At 36.3% G+C, this 16,472-nt stretch carries 11 protein-coding genes; all 11 read right to left on the reverse strand.

Annotated elements, in window-relative coordinates; all coding sequences use genetic code 11:
* Window positions 1–65 precede the first annotated feature (65 nt).
* Entirely contained in the window at window positions 66–944 is an 879-nt protein-coding gene (locus IHE43_RS01995; RefSeq protein WP_192186440.1) for an alpha/beta fold hydrolase, read from the reverse strand.
* Window positions 945–1,113: 169 nt separating this feature from the next.
* On the reverse strand, window positions 1,114–2,298 hold the full coding sequence (locus IHE43_RS02000; protein ID WP_192186441.1) for an aldose epimerase family protein: 1,185 nt from the start codon (window positions 2,296–2,298) through the stop codon (window positions 1,114–1,116).
* A gap of 139 nt (window positions 2,299–2,437) precedes the next feature.
* Window positions 2,438–3,946, reverse strand: a complete 1,509-nt coding sequence (gene araA, locus IHE43_RS02005; protein ID WP_192186442.1) for an L-arabinose isomerase — start codon at window positions 3,944–3,946, stop codon at window positions 2,438–2,440.
* A 92-nt stretch (window positions 3,947–4,038) separates the two neighbouring features.
* Window positions 4,039–4,740 (reverse strand): L-ribulose-5-phosphate 4-epimerase, encoded by a 702-nt coding sequence (locus tag IHE43_RS02010; RefSeq protein ID WP_065451685.1) that lies wholly within the window; start codon window positions 4,738–4,740, stop codon window positions 4,039–4,041.
* Window positions 4,724–6,415 (reverse strand): ribulokinase, encoded by a 1,692-nt coding sequence (locus tag IHE43_RS02015; RefSeq protein WP_192186443.1) that lies wholly within the window; start codon window positions 6,413–6,415, stop codon window positions 4,724–4,726. Before IHE43_RS02015 ends, IHE43_RS02010 begins: the two co-directional genes overlap by 17 nt.
* Before the next feature lie 168 nt (window positions 6,416–6,583).
* Window positions 6,584–8,569 (reverse strand): alpha-L-arabinofuranosidase C-terminal domain-containing protein, encoded by a 1,986-nt coding sequence (locus IHE43_RS02020; RefSeq protein WP_192186444.1) that lies wholly within the window; start codon window positions 8,567–8,569, stop codon window positions 6,584–6,586.
* A 211-nt stretch (window positions 8,570–8,780) separates the two neighbouring features.
* Window positions 8,781–10,766: a glycoside hydrolase family 127 protein gene (locus IHE43_RS02025; protein ID WP_192186445.1), complete on the reverse strand. Its 1,986-nt coding sequence runs from the start codon at window positions 10,764–10,766 to the stop codon at window positions 8,781–8,783.
* A 13-nt stretch (window positions 10,767–10,779) separates the two neighbouring features.
* Window positions 10,780–11,784 carry an arabinan endo-1,5-alpha-L-arabinosidase gene (locus tag IHE43_RS02030; RefSeq protein ID WP_370526681.1) on the reverse strand — a complete coding sequence of 335 codons (1,005 nt, stop codon included), beginning with the start codon at window positions 11,782–11,784 and terminating at the stop codon, window positions 10,780–10,782.
* A gap of 129 nt (window positions 11,785–11,913) precedes the next feature.
* Entirely contained in the window at window positions 11,914–12,885 is a 972-nt protein-coding gene (locus IHE43_RS02035; protein ID WP_192186446.1) for a glycoside hydrolase family 43 protein, read from the reverse strand.
* Window positions 12,886–13,259: 374 nt separating this feature from the next.
* A complete protein-coding gene (locus IHE43_RS02040; protein WP_192186447.1) occupies window positions 13,260–14,882 on the reverse strand; it encodes an arabinan endo-1,5-alpha-L-arabinosidase in 1,623 nt (540 codons plus the stop codon).
* An 11-nt stretch (window positions 14,883–14,893) separates the two neighbouring features.
* Entirely contained in the window at window positions 14,894–16,441 is a 1,548-nt protein-coding gene (locus IHE43_RS02045; RefSeq protein WP_192186448.1) for an alpha-N-arabinofuranosidase, read from the reverse strand.
* Window positions 16,442–16,472: the final 31 nt, after the last annotated feature.

Genomic DNA, 16,472 nt, shown 5'->3' on the forward strand with positions numbered 1-16,472 from the left:
AGTTGCAACGAATTAATCTCGCAAAGACGCGAAGTTGCCAAGAAAATAAAACTTTGAGTCTGCTTTTATTTACCCCATTTAGTCCAATCTGAATCTGGTCTTTTAAACGGTTCTGATAAAAACTTATTTGCTAATGCATTAAATACTTCCGGACTTGAAGCCGGTGTAAAATGGGTTTCTCCAGGCATAATACATAACTGTGCCTTAGGTATGTTTTCAAAAATTTCTACCGAATGTTCATTTTTAATAATGTCTTTATCTCCTGCCATTATAAGCACTTTTGCTTTAATTTTTGATAAATCTTTAGTCGCAATATTAGGTTGATCTACCAAAAGTCCGGCAAGTTGTTTTTGTAGATTCCAATTCTCACTAGTGTCTTTCTTTTTAATTTTTGATGCAATCATTTTTTTCATGTTCTGAACATCTTTTGTAGCCCACGAATTAACAGCTGTCGAATCAGGTCTTAAATTTGCCCCCATCACCACAATTTTCTTTATTTTTGACTTACCTGAAATACCCATTTGCAAACCAACAATTCCACCATCACTCCATCCAATAATACTTATGGAATCTAGTTTTAACTGATTAACTAATTCCTCCATATCTTTTGTAATCTGAACGTATGTCAAAGAATCCGTTTTCAACTCTGATTTTCCTTGTCCTCTATTATCGGCAACAATAACTCTGTATTTACTTTTAAAATAATCAATTTGATTTCCCATTGATTCAATATTTCCCCCATTTCCGTGAATCAATAACAATGGTTCGCCTTTTCCATATTCTTCAAAATAGATTTTAGCTCCATTGATTTCAACAAATTTTCCAACAGTGGTATTTTTACCATAAGGTGTATCAAATTTAAAATTCATCTGGACCTGAGCATTTGCGATTCCAAATATTGAAGATGTTAATAACAGAAGTAATACTTTAATTGGGTTTTTCATTTGCAAATAGTTTTTATAATAGTTATCTCTCAAATATAAGAAAGAATTGAAATAAATTAACAAAATCCTTACAAAACGTAATTTTTACTATCTACAAATAAAAAAACCTCGAAAGGACTACTTTCGAGGTTTCTTAGAGAATTACTAACTAATTAACATAATTCCAAAACTATTTTTTTACAGAGAATTTAAAAGTAGTTTTAGTTTTATAATTTTCTCCCGGGTTTAAAACCGTTGTCGGGAAGTTTTTCTGGTTTGGAGAATCAGGATAATGTTCTGTTTCTAAACATAAACCTGTTCTGTGTGCGTAAGTACCACCTTTGGGCATTGGTAAAGTTCCGTCAAGGAAATTTCCAGAGTAAAATTGAATTCCAGGTTCATCCGTAGTCATTTCCATAACTCTTCCGCTGGCTGCGTGATATACTTTTGCAATAATTGTTTTTCCTTTTTCAGGATTGTTCAATACCCAACAGTGATCGTAACCTTTTCCTCTTTCTATTTGTTCGTTTTTAACCGCGATATCTTTTCCAATTAGTTTTGGTGTTCTGAAATCGAAAGGTGTATTGGCAACATCTTCTAATTTTCCTGTCGGAATCAAAGTAGCATCAACCGGAACAATTTTATCTGCATTTAAAGTCAATTCATGATCTAAGATTGTTTTAGAAAAATCTCCTGATAAATTGAAATAAGAATGCTGCGTCAAATTCACAACTGTTTTCTTATCTGTCGTCGCTTCGTATAATACTTCTAACTGATTATCATTTGTCAATGTATAAGTAACAAAAACCTTTAGGTTTCCAGGATAACCTTCTTCCATATCTTTACTTAAATAAGATAATTTTAAAGAAGCTGTGTCTCCTGATTTTGCCTCATCGGCTTTCCAAACAACATTAAAATATCCTTGCGGTCCACCGTGCAAAGCATTTGGAGCATTGTTTATTGCCAATTGATATTCTTTTTCATCTAAAGTGAATTTACCTTTAGCAATACGGTTTCCGTATCTTCCGATCAAAGCTCCAAAAAAAGGATTCGCTTTTTCGTATTGTGCCAAAGAATTAAATCCGATTACTACATTTTCAGAAACACCATCTTTATTAGGCACTTTCAAATCTGTAATCCTTCCGCCAAAAGTGATGATATCAACTTCCATCCCATTTTGGTTTTTCAATTTATAACTGTCGACTTTTTCTCCTTTTGCAGTTGTTCCATAAGAAGATTTTTCAATTGTAACTGTAGCTTTTTCGTCTGACGAAACTGTTGTAGCATCCATTTTTTTATCGCTTTTGCATTGAACTGAAATTGTTGCCAAACTCATAAGGCTTATTCCAAAAATACAACGTTTTAATACATTCATAATTGATATTTTTTTGGTTTGTAAAAAGTTAAATGTTAGAAGTGAAATGTTAGACGTGAAATTTAATCATTTTATAAATGTAAAAATTACCTTTTTAAGTTTTTTCACATTTTACATCTTACAAATTACATCTTACTGCCTAAAGACCGTGTTGAAACAAATGATAATACGCTTCATTTGCATTGATCTTATCTTTAAAATCCCTTACGGTAGTTTTTTCATCAATAACCAATAATTCGATTCCGGCGATATCAGCAAAATCTTCCATGTATTCTGTTGTTAGCGACTGGCTGTAAACAGTATGATGCGCTCCTCCTGCCAAAATCCACGCTGTTGCAGCAATTTCAAGGTTTGGTTTACAATCCCATAAAACTCTCGCAACCGGTAATTTTGGTAATTCTGCCATTGGTTTGATAGCTGTAACTTCGTTTACAATCAAACGGAAACGAGTTCCCATATCAACCAAAGAAACATTGATTGCATCTCCTGCTGGTGAATTAAACACCAAACGAGCCGGATCTTCTTTTCCTCCAATTCCTAAAGGATGCACTTCGCAAGAAGGTTTTCCATCAGCAATTGATGGACAGATTTCCAACATATGCGATCCTAAAACGTATGATTTTTGAGGTGTAAAGTGATACGTATAATCTTCCATGAAAGAAGTCCCACCTTCAAGACCAACGTTCATTACTTTTAAGGCACGAACCATTGCAGCTGTTTTCCAGTCTCCTTCTCCACCAAAACCGTAACCGTCGGCCATTAATCTTTGTGTCGCAATTCCAGGCAATTGTTTCCAAACACCTAAATTTTCGAACGTATCTGTAAAAGCTCCAAAACCTCCTTCTTCAAGGAAAGCTCTTAATCCTAATTCAATTTTTGCCGCTTCCGCTAATGAACTTCTTTGTGCTCCGCCTTCTTTTAAAGCATCCGTCAAAGTATATGATTGTTCGTAAACTGCTAATAAATCATTTAATTCCTTATCTGTAACTTTCTCAATATATTTGGTAACATCTGAAGAATCAAAACCGTTAACTGACATTCCGAAACGAATTTGAGCTTCTACTTTATCTCCTTCTGTTACGGCAACTTCACGCATATTGTCTCCAATACGAGCTACTTTTAAGTTCTGAAGTTCATCCCATCCTAAAGCAACTCTTGTCCAGATACCTAATTTTTTCTGAACTCTTTCGTCTTCCCAATGTCCAACAACCACTTTGCGTTTTTTACGCATTCTTGACATGATAAAACCAAACTCACGATCTCCGTGTGCCGATTGATTCAAGTTCATGAAATCCATATCGATAGTTCCCCACGGAATTTCAGCATTGTATTGTGTATGTAAATGACATAATGGTTTTTTCAAAATACTCAATCCGCCAATCCACATTTTAGCTGGTGAAAAAGTATGCATCCAGGCAATAATTCCGATACAGTTTTTAGCCGAATTTGCCGCTAAACATACATCCAAGATTTGAGAAGGTGATTTCACCACATCTTTATAAACTACTTTTACTGGAATATTAGACGCTCCATCTAATCCTTTCGCAATTATTTGAGAATGTTCAGCTACTTTTCTTAAAGTTTCTTCACCGTATAATTCCTGGCTTCCTACTACAAACCATACTTCTTTCTGAGATATATCAATCATATTCTTTTGTTTATTTTGTTTCAAGTTTTCTTTGTTTCAAGTTTTGAAATGCTGAAAACCTTTGTTCTTTATTCTTTTATCTTTTATCTAAATTACTGTCCGTAATACGAATCTTTTCCGTGTTTACGGTTATAATGTTTCTTTATTAGGGAATCTTTTAATCTTGGCGCATTCGGATTTATTTGTAAAGTCAGGTAGGCCATTTCGGCTACGACTTCTAAAACCTTACTGTTGTATACTGCTTTTGCTGCATTTTTCCCCCAGGCAAACGGACCGTGATTTCCGATCAAAATCATTTCTACTTCTTCATAAGAAAGATTTTTTTCTTTGAAGCAATCCAAAATCTGAATTCCGGTATTGTGTTCGTAGTTTCCTTCGATAAGCGAATCTGCCATTGGCGGTGCACAAGGAATATCTGCTGTTAAATGATCGGCATGTGTGGTTCCAAAAATTGGAATATCTTGTTGCGACTGTGCCCAGGCTACAGAATAGGTTGCGTGTGTATGTGCAACACCACCAATATTTGGCCAGTTTTTATATAGGTATGCGTGTGTTTTTGTGTCAGATGACGGACGCATTGTTCCTTCAATAATATTGTTATCAAAATCTACAATTACAATATCTTCCGGTTTTAAATCTTCATAAGGAACGCCGCTTGGCTTGATGGCAAAAACACCATTTTTTCTGTCCACCGCACTAACATTTCCAAAAGTATATACTACCAAATTCAATGCGTTTAACTGCATGTTGGCTTCGTAGCATTCTTGTTTTAAATCTTTATAAAGAGAACTCATGTCTTGATGTTTTTATAGTTGGATCTTCAAAAACACTCAATTGATCGTAAGCGATTAACAATTTGTTATACGCTGCTACTTTGTCTAATTGAGGGAAATATTCTCCGTCGAAATCACTTCCTATTTTTTGGCTTGCTTCAATTACGTTTGGATAAATTCCGGCGGCAACTGCTGCGTAAATTGCTGCTCCTAAAGCAGGAGTCTGATCTGAAGCTGCAATTTTGATTGGCTTGTTTAAAACGTTAGCCAAAGTCTGCATGATAAAAGGTGATTTTCTGGCAACGCCGCCAATTCCGATAACGCTGTCAATTTTTACTCCTTCTTCTTCAAAACGATCCACGATTTTTTTCGCTCCAAAACAGATTGCATTTACCAAAGCTTTAAAAATATGAGGTGCTTTTGTTCCTAAAGATAAATTTGAAATGGCGCTTTTTAATTCCTGATTGGCATCCGGAGTTCTTCTTCCGTTGATCCAGTCCAAGGCAATCGGAAGACTTTCTGAAACTGGAATTTTCTCTGCTTCTTTTGTCAATTCCACAATTAATTTATCGCTGAATTCTTCTCTTAATTGTTCTTTTTGAGCCTCATTTAAAACAGTTGAAGCTGTTAATAAATGATCCGTTGGCCACATTAATAATTCTTTGTACCAGGCCAATAAGTCTCCAAAAGCAGATTGTCCCGCTTCAAGACCAATAAATCCTGGAATTACAGATCCATCAACTTGTCCGCAGATTCCACGAACGGTTTTTGTTCCTACTTCATCATAAGAACCAACCAAAATATCACAAGTTGAAGTTCCCATAACACGAACTAAAGTATTTTCTCCAATTTTTGCTCCAACCGCTCCAGAGTGTGCGTCAAAAGTTCCAACTGCTACAACTGTATCTGTAGAAAGGCCTAAACGATCTGCCCATTCTTTGCTTAAATTTCCGGCAACTAAATCAGAGGTATACGTTTCATCATATAAATTTCCACGAAGCGTTGCCAAATACGGATGCAATTTTTCTAAGAATTCAACCGGAGGAAGTCCATTCCAGTCTTCGTGCCACATTGCTTTGTGACCCGCTGCGCAACGGCTTCTTTTAAATGATTTTAAATCTTTATTGTCAATTAACAAATACGTCATTAAATCACAGTGCTCCATCCAGGTGTGTGCTGCATTTCGAACTGCTTGATCTTCTCTTGCGATGTGTAAAATTTTTGCCCAAAACCATTCTGATGAATAAATTCCACCCACATATTTTGTCACATTTTCACCACCCCAGCTTACTGCCAATTCGTTGATTTCATTTGCTTCGTTGATTGAAGTATGATCTTTCCACAACACCATCATTGCATTTGGATTCTCTTCAAAACCTTTTGTCAAAGCTAACGGAATTCCTTCTTTTGTAACTGGAACCGGAGAAGATCCCGTTGTATCAATACAAATTCCGCGCACTTGCGAAGGATCAACTTTGCTTTCTTTTATAACAGTTTGAATCGTAATTTCCAGACCTTCAATATGGTCTAAAGGGTGTTGACGAAACTGATTTATTGATGCGTCACAATATTGTTTGTTTTTCCATCTTTTGTAATGAGAAACATTTGATGCTAACTCCTGCCCATTTTCAGTATCTATCAGCACCGCTCGAACAGAATCTGTTCCATAGTCCAATCCTATAACGTAATTTTTCATTCGAAATACATTTATTAATGACGACAAATATAATTATAAATAATTTATAAGTGTATAAAAAACACTTAACAATAATGAGCTTGCTAATTTTTACAGATAATGCATCAAAACAAGCGTTTAAGATCAAAACAAGAAATAAACGTTAGTTTTACATTTATTCTGTTGCGATTATTTCATCTTTATTTTTAAAACCGTAACCGAGTACGCCGGAAAGTCATACTGAATTTTATTTCCATTCAACTTAAATTCGCTCTCTTTTGGACTAATTTTAGTTGGAGTGTCAAAAGAATTCTCGTCATTTATCCCATCTCCTTTTAAAATTATTGCGGTTCCTTTTGTATCTAATTTTGCTCCTTTTACATCAATTGAAACATTTTGAGCTGTTGCAGCAGTGTTTACAATTTTTAGAATTACTTCTTTTGAATTCACATCTTTTACTGCCGATGCAAACAAATCGTTTTGCCCTGTAACTGCTTTTCCGTCTTTTGTAATCGCTATTAAATCAGTCCCTTTATTGTTTGAAAATAATTTCTGAACATAATAATTTGGCGTTCCGTACGATTGTAAATTATTGAACCAAATCATGTCAGGTGTCCATTGCCAACCTTCTACGTGTGCTAATAATGGTGCATAAGAAGTTAAATGAACAACCTCAGCATTACGCTCCATTCCGGTCATGAAAGCCGCTTCAGAGAAAGCACATTCCCAGTTATTTTTATTATCCGGACTTGCTATTGCTACACTTTGCGCTGCATATTCTCCGGCAAAAATCTTTGGTCCTTTACGGTCGTAATTATCGTAACGTGTTACATTTTTACGGAACCATGCCGGATCTTTATAATAATGCTCATCAACAATTTCTGCATTCAGCTTTTTAAGTGCTGCCATGCCATAATCAAAGAAATCTCCATCAGGAAATGGCCCTGTACCTGAAACAATTGTAATGTTTGGATATTTTGATTTGATGGCTTTTTGAAACACCTTGAAACGCTCAATATAATCCGGTCCCCATTGCTCATTTCCAACTCCTATGAATTTTAAATTGAATGGTTTTGGATGTCCCATATCAGCTCTCACTTTACCCCAGGCTGTCGTTTGGTCACCATTTGCAAATTCAATTAAATCTAAAGCATCCTGCACATAAGGATCGATTTGATCCATTGGAACCAATTGCCCGGTGTTGAATTGACACGCCATCCCACAGCTCAGAATTGGCAGTGGTGATGCCCCAATATCTTCTGAAAGCTGAAAATATTCGAAGAATCCCAAACCAAAACTTTGAAAATAATCCGGAGCCGGACGGTGTGCAAATTCCATGTTCCAACGATTTACCGCAGTTTCTCTGTCTTCAACTTTTCCAATCGATTTTTTCCATTGGTAACGTTCTGCCAAAGTTCTTCCTTCTACAATACAGCCTCCAGGGAAACGTAAAAATCCCGGTTTTAAATCGTATAATAATTGTACTAAATCTTTACGAAGTCCATTTTTTCTTCCTGCCCAGGTATCCTCGGGAAATAATGAAATATTATCCAAATCGATAACTCCATTTCCTTCAAAAGTTATTTTCAGTTTCGCTTTAGCTTCTGTTGCTGTAGATGTCAACTGAGCAGCATAATCTGTCCAGTCATTTGATGTTGGAACAACCGAAGTCTCTCCAAGAGCTTTACCTTCTTTATCAATAAACTGAAACATAATTTTGGAAATATTTCCAGATATTTTTGAAGCTTTTAGAGTCAGATTGTATTTCAAATCTTTTTTGATTCCCATTCCTCTAAATCCTTCATTAACCAATTGATAACCGCTGGCATCATTAAGCGTAACTCTGCAATAATTATGATTGGTTCCTTGTTTAGAATATTGAACCACATTTGCAATTCCGGATTGCTGGTTTAATTTATGACGATCGCTGTTGGGTTCATTCCACCCCATCATTGGAAACAAAAATTCAAATGATCTGTTCTTGATCATTTCAGCATACAAACCTCCATCAGCAGCAAAATTGATGTCTTCAAAAAACACTCCGTACATCGTTGGCTGAATTTTGGTAACTGTTTTTGCAGCATCAACCTGAAGATTATTTTTTTGTGCCGAAGCATAAAAGCCGTTAAGCAATAAACCGCAAAGGGTAATTTTGGTAATTAAATTGGACTTCATTTTATTTTGTTTGTGTTTTTATGGTACGCGGATTTTACTGATTCACTATCGTGAAGACGCGGATTAAAAACGGATTTTTATTTATTCTTTTACTATTTTCTCACGCAGATTGGGCAGATTGAACAGCTTTTTTCTGATCTTTTTTAATCCTTTAATCTTGGGCTAAATCTTGATTCTTGCCTCTATTTTCTATATTCTTTTCTCTATTCTCTTAATTCCTATAATCCAACCAAACTTTCATTTTTCCAACCCCTCTGTTTGACCAGCTGTAATATGGAATTGCTTTGAATTTTGAATTTTCAATTACGTTTACGCCTTGCAATAAATTGGCATCTTTTTTTACTTTGAAAGTATCTCCCGCTGCTACATTTATTTTATCGAAATTGTTTTTGTTGTCAATTTCTTCAACCGCATAAACTATCGGGCCGTATTCTAAAGAAACTTTATTTTTGTTCGTTTCTACTTTTGAATTGGTTTCAACTTCCTGAACTTCCATTGGGAAATTAAGGTTGATTTTATCTCCTTTTTTCCAATTTCTGGTTACGATGAAATAGCCCTCTTCTGGTTGAATCACCAATGTTTCGCCGTTCACATTAATAGTGGCTTTTTGAGTGGATGCTTTTTTATAAGTGTATAAATCGCCCGGTAAAACTTCATTTCTTGCCCAGCCCGGAACTCTCAATTTAATCGAGAATTGGCTTTCTTTTTTCGGGTTAACCGAGATCGCTACTTTTCCGTTCCAGGGATATCCGGTTTGTTGAGAAATCTGTAAATCTGTTTTTCCAACTTTGAAAGAGGCGTTGTTTGAAGCATACAAATTCACATATAAAACATCATTTGATTTGGAATAAATTAATCCCGGAATTGAAGGTATAAAACGAATTAAATTGGTCGGACAGCAAGAACAGTCAAACCAAGCCTGACGTGTGCAGGAACCTCTGTTTGATTTAAAAAAGCCATCGGCTTCTAAGGCATTTGGATAGAAAAACTCTTTTCCGTCTAATGAAATTCCGGAGATTAATCCGTTGTACATCGTACGTTCAATTACATCAAAATATTTTGAATTTCCAGATAAATTGTGCAGTCTGTGATTCCAATAAACATCTCCAATGGCGGCACAAGTTTCGTTATAAGCAGTCAAATTTGGCAATTCGTAATTGGCTCCAAAAGCTTCTCCGTCATGTCTAGATCCAATACCGCCTGTGATATACATTTTCTTATTTACCATATTATTCCATAAATTATTTATGGCATCAGTATAGCCTTTGTCTTTGGTCATAGCAGCGATATCTGTCATTCCTGCGTACATATAAACCGCTCTCACGGCATGCCCTACAACTTCATTTTGCTGCACAACCGGAATATGGTCCTGCGCATATTCTCCATATAATTTATGATTATTTGGATTCCCGCGATTGTCTAAATAGTATTTCGCCAGTTTTAAATACTCTTCTTTTCCGGTAATTTGATACAATTTGATTAAACCTGTTTCCACAATCTGATGTCCCGGAACACCTTTTACCTGACCCGGACCATCGCCAAAAGTTTTTACTAATAAGTCGGCGTTTTTAATGGCAATATCAAGGAAATTTCTTTTTCCCGTCGCTTCATAATGTACAACAGCGGCTTCAATCAAATGCCCTGCATTGTAGCATTCATGACTGATCTGTAATGATTCCCAACGTTTTCCTTCAATAACCGGAACCCAGGTACATGGCGGTTTTGCCGGATTTATAGTTCTCCACGTCGTTAGATAACCATCTTTTTCCTGACCAATTTTTACTATAGCAATCAGTGAATCTAAAACACGGTCTAATTTTGGATTTGGAGCGCTGATTAAAGTATTCGAAGCACCTTCGATAATTTTATAAACATCGGTATCATCAAAAGGCATTTGCCCCCTAACTTCTCCTGTTTTTTGTTTTCCTGCGATTAAAAAGTTTTCAAAACGACCTTCTTCATTGCATTTCTGAATCGCATAAGCAATTGTAATTTCCTGCACTCTTTTGATGATTGGCAGCCAAAAAGAATCGGATAGTTTTACATTTTGAATGTTAACCGGTTCAATTTGATAACCTGCTTTCAAGACAGAAGTTTTATCGCTGGGCTGCACCACATCATTTTTGGTTTCTTTACAGGAAATCAAAATCAGCAGTGATAGGAAAAGGGTTAATATTGGAAAATTATATTTTTTCATTTTATTGTTTATTCTATTTTAAAATCGGCCATAAATCGGCATCCCAAAGCATTTCTCTTACTACTAATCTTGGCGTTCCATTTGTTTTCTTTTCGTAAGCATGGTAAAAAATATAATCTTTTCCATCAAACGTATAAGCACTGTTATGGCCTGCGCCAAAGTAATTTTCGTCGCCCTGAACTACCAAACTTCCACCACCTTCATTTAATGGTTTTCCTTCTTTATCTACATAAGGACCCGTTACGTTTTTAGCTCTTCCAACCACCACTTTATAAGTGCTTTTTTCTCCGCGACAGCATAAATCCCAGGAAAGAAATTGGTAGTAATAACCGTTTTTCCTGAAGATAAAAGGAGCTTCTAATGCACCATCTCCCGGATCAGAATCTGCCAATTCAAAAGTTCTTTTGCGTTTCGAAATCGTATGCCATTCCTGAGGCTGTGCAATCGATTTTAAATCCGGATTTAATTTTACCAATTTCAATCCTTCCCAAAAAGAACCAAATGATAACCATGGCGTATCGTTTTCATCGAAAATTAAATTCGGATCAATGGCATTCCACATATCGCGATTGGGCTGTGACTGAATAACAATTCCCTGATCGACCCATTTGTAATTTTTATCTTTTGGATCTAAAGTTGTATTGGTCGCTACGCCAATCGCCGATGTATTTTTGGCGAAAGCCGAAACGGAATAATACAAATAATAAGTATTGTTATGAAACGAAATATCCGGCGCCCAAATATGATTTTTGAAATCGGCTGCAACGCCATCTGCCCAAACTGGTTTGTCTGCAAAAACGGGAGCTTCTTTGTTCCAGTTTTTTAAATCTTTAGAACTAAAAACACTGATTCCTTTCCCGGTGCAAAACAAATAATAAGTGTCTTTTTGTTTGATGACAACTGGATCGTGCACCACAATTTCCTGTGCAAATGAAACTGAAGCTATCAGCATCAAAAAAGCAGCTAGTGTGTATTTTGTGTTTTTGTAAACCATATTAGTGCTATTTTTTTTCACCATATAAGTGATGTAAGTAAATTTAAGTATTGGTGTGGCTGCAAACTTTTTAAATCATATAAGCCAAACTGTAAACTCAGACTGTGACTTTAAAAAATTCGACTGTGACCGAGACTGAGAACTGAACACTAATTACTGTATTCCTTCAGACGTCATCACTACCCGTTTCATCGTTCCGTCTTTGTTATAATATAATTTATCAATACATACTGATCTTCTAAAACTTCCTCCGTCTGGTATTGTTGCTCCATTGTGATAGATAAAATACGATTGTCCTTTAAAATCAATTATTGACTGATGATTGGTATTGCTGTTTCCGGCGATTTCATTTAGAATCCCTTTGAATTCCCACGGACCCGTAATTGACTTGCTCATGGCGTAAGCGATTTTTTCAGGAAATTCATAAGCATAAGACAAATAATACCAACCTTTGTGTTTGTGAATCCAGGGTGCTTCTGTAAAATGCGGTAACTCTTTTATATGCTGAATTGGCCCGTCTAATTCGATCATATTGTCTTTTAATTTTGCATAATGGCAAGCTGTGTTTCCCCAAAACAAATACGCTTGTCCATCTGTATCGATATAAACTGTCGGATCGATATCGTCCCAGCTTATATCGCTAAATTTGGTCATATCATTTGTGATTAACGCTTTTCCCAATGCATCTTTAAATGGTCCGGTTGGGCTGTCAGAAACTGCAATTCCGATTGATTTCCCCGGGATAGTTCCGTGAGAAACGGTTACATACCAGTAAAATTTTCCGTTTTTTTCGATAACCTGTGATGCCCATGCATCTCCTTTCGCCCAAGTAAAATCAGTTACTTTTAAAGGTACCGAATGTGATTCCCACTTTTTCATATCTGATGAAGAATATACCACCCATTCATTCATCTTATAAAAATGAAAATCTTTTGGTGCTTCGTCATGACCAGCATATAAATACACTTTATCCTTGTAAACCAATGCTGCCGGGTCTCCGGTATATTGATCTTTGATAATTGGGTTATTGAATTTTGCCGGATCAATCTGAGTTGATTGCGCCACAACTGTAGTGCAGGATGCAATCAAAACTAAAAGGGAAAGGCTTGTAATTAGGTTTTTCATTATGGTTCATTTAAAAACGCGTTAAATATTTTTTCACGCAGTCCCGATAGCTATCGGGAGCAGATTTTTTTTATCTTTTTTATTCTTTCTCTAATTCTTTTTAAGTCATCATAAATAAGTCCCAACGGGACGAAATGTTTATAGAAATTTCATTTGTTTTTTCTAAGAACCCCATCGGGGTGACATATTTTATTTAATTATAAAAACCTAGATGCCGCTCCGCTGGAGCTAAAAGAAAGAACATATTATATTGGCTATAAACATTATGCTCCTCTGGAGCTTTTAACAATGCAAGCCACTTTCTTAAAATCCATGGCTATTATTTGTTTTTGGAATTTGGAATTTTAAAAAATTGGAATTTTGTAATTCATTTTCTAATTCACTTTTTTACCCCAAACCGGTAATCCTGTTGCAGTCAAACCAGAATAACTAATAGTTACTTTTCGGGTTGCTGATTCCCAGTCCCATGCATCTGTTACGTTGCATTTCACTCCGTTTACGGTTAAGATTTTTTTAGTGCTTTCATACGACCAGGTTCCTGTTACATCTCCACTCACTTTTTTATCAGCAGTTAAATAAATTGTGACTGCTTTTTGGAGGGTTTTGTATTGATAATTCATGGTAATCTGTTCCCAGGTTCCGATGAAATTTGCTTCAGTAATTGTCGTTGTTGGCACTCCTGCGTAACGTTCTGCCTCAACAACCGGCCAGCCATCTTCTGTCCATTCGATACCCCGAACATGTCCCATCATGACAGCATTTGAAACTGCAATTCCCGGGACTCCTTCCGGCAAACGTGCCTGCGATGCATAATACCATTTTTTGGTATCCGGATTTTGAAAAACAGCGCAATGTGCAAAACCAACCCAGCCTGTATGATTTTTAAATTGATAGGGATGGGTCAACATTGGAAAACATTCTGCACCATTTGTAATACTGCTTCCGGTGATAGTTTGATAAGGTCCTAAAATACTTTTTGAACGTGCAACACGTGTATTATAAGCAACTGATAATTCATCATAAGCCAGAAATAAATAGTAATATTGAGTATCTGGATTATACATGATTTCAGGTCCTTCAAGTGCTTGCCAACGATTTGAATTAACATTTCCACGGCCCGCTATTCGTACTCCATAATCGTCAATTGTTTTTAATTTATCTGGTTTTCCGGTTGTCGGATTCAGTTTTAAAGCTGCAATTCCAGAATGCCAGGAACCGTAAATTAAATATTGATCGCCTTCGGGAGTCTGAATAAAACTTGGATCGATGGCGTTGAATTTAAAATAAGCATCCCAATCGTTTTCTCCGTTTCGAACATAACTTTTTACGCCGTCTGGTTCAGAACAAACTACCATTCCTTTATCTGTCCAATTGTTTGAAGCCAAATCATCTGTTTCGGCCAAGCCAATAAAAGCGCGTTCTGACCAGGAAGTATTGGTATCTGTTCCCACAATTGGATTCGTCACAACAATGCTGTAATACATTCTGAATTTATTCCCTACTTTACGAACGCATGGCGCCCAATATCCATACGTTGGATTTGTAATAGGAGGTAGTGCGGGCGACATTCTCGCCCTTTTATTGTTCAAAGAATCTTTTACCCAAGCCGGAGCCTGTGTCATTGACGATCCCATGAACTCCCAATTGATTAAATCTTTTGATCTTCTGTAGAAAAAATGTCCGTTGCCTTCATGAGCATTTCCATAAGAAGCATCCGTCTGATACATATAATAGTATTCTCCGGATTTTTCTACTGATGGATCATGAACGTTAGCCAAATTCCATTGTGATCTGCTTCCCCAACTTGAAATTGAAGTGTAATTATCTGCATAAGTCGGTCCTGGAAAAGCTGGTGTAACCACTGGCGGATCAACTACTACCGGTGGATCCGGATTATCAGGTGTTGCAGGATCATCTTTAGAACAGCTGACAACTGCTAGAGCAAGTGATAACAGCCCGATGTATGCAATTTTTATAATGGAATTGGATTTTTTCATTTTTCTATATTTTATTTTCCTTCTAAAACAACAACTGAGAAAGGAGGAATGGTAATTTCAAGTTTTCCTTTTTTGTTTTCGAAACCTTTAAAAACCGTTGGAACGATTTTATTTGGTGTATCGAACGAATTGTGATCTTGTAATTTAGCTGCTGTCAGAACTGTTCCTGTAAAGTTTTTAACACCAAGATCCTTCACATCAATTTCTATTTTGTTTTTATTTTTTGCATCCACATTTACTATTGAAATATGAACCGCTCCATTTTTATCTTTTGAAGCTGAAGCTGATACTGCAGGAAGCGTTTCTCCGTTAAAAGTATAATTTGGAGAATTAAAACTTATCGGCAATAATTTAGCATCCTGATGAACGCTGTACATTTTCATAACATGATACGTTGGCGTAGTTATCATTTTGGCTTTGTCTGTTAAGATCACCGCTTGTAAAACGTTAACACATTGTGCTAAGTTTGCCATTTTTACTCTGTCTGCGTGATTGTTGAAAATATTCAAAGTTGCTCCGGCCAAAACGGCATCTCTCATGGTGTTTTGTTGGTATAAAAATCCAGGATTTGTTCCTTTCTCCACTTCATACCAGCCTCCCCATTCGTCCACCATCATCGCTACTTTTTTCTCCGGATCATATTTGTCCATGATCGCGCTGTGTTTAGTAACCAGCTCTTCCATTTTTAAAGCCGATTTCATGGTTTTGAAATAACCTTCTTCAGTAAAATTAACGGCATCACCTTTTTTACCCCAGTCAATTACGGCATAATGATGCACTCCAACTCCGCCTAACATATTTAGCGGAATGTTTTTCATTAAGACTTCTGTCCAATTATAATCTGCACTGTTTGATCCTGAAGCAATACGGGTAATTCCGCCTGTATTTTCCCAATCAGACATGAAAGTGGCAAATTTTCTATATTCTCCAGCGTAATATTCTGCTGTCATATTTCCACCGCATCCCCAGGCTTCATTTCCAATTCCCCAGAATTTAACTTTCCACGGTTCTGTTCTTCCGTTTTTTTTACGCAAATCGCTCATCGGACTTTTTCCGCTAAAGTTTGTGTATTGTACCCAGTCCGATAATTCCTGAACGGTTCCGCTTCCAACATTTCCTGATAAATACGGTTCTGCTCCAAGCAATTCACACATATTCAAAAAATCATGGGTTCCAAAACTGTTGTCTTCAGTTACCCCACCCCACCATTTGTTTACAATAGTTGGTCGTTGTTCTTGTGGGCCAATTCCGTCTTTCCAGTGATACGTATCTGCAAAACAACCGCCGGGCCATCTTAAATTTGGAATTTTCAAATCTTTTAAAGCAGCGATAATGTCATTTCTCACTCCTTTTGTATTTGGTATTTTTGAAGTATCTCCCACAAAAAATCCTCCGTAAATACAGCGCCCTAAATGTTCAGCAAAATGCCCGTAAATATTTTTATTGATTGTTGGGGCATCTGCAGTATTTTTTATGGTTACTACTGTCGTTTCATTTTGAGCGAAACTAACCTGATTACAAAGAGTGATAAGAAATGTGATTAAAAATGCTTTTTTCATAATGTGTATTTAAAGATTATAAAGAGGAAGG

Origin of the sequence: Flavobacterium sp. MDT1-60 (genome assembly GCF_014844035.1) — a bacterium.
GTDB lineage: Bacteria > Bacteroidota > Bacteroidia > Flavobacteriales > Flavobacteriaceae > Flavobacterium.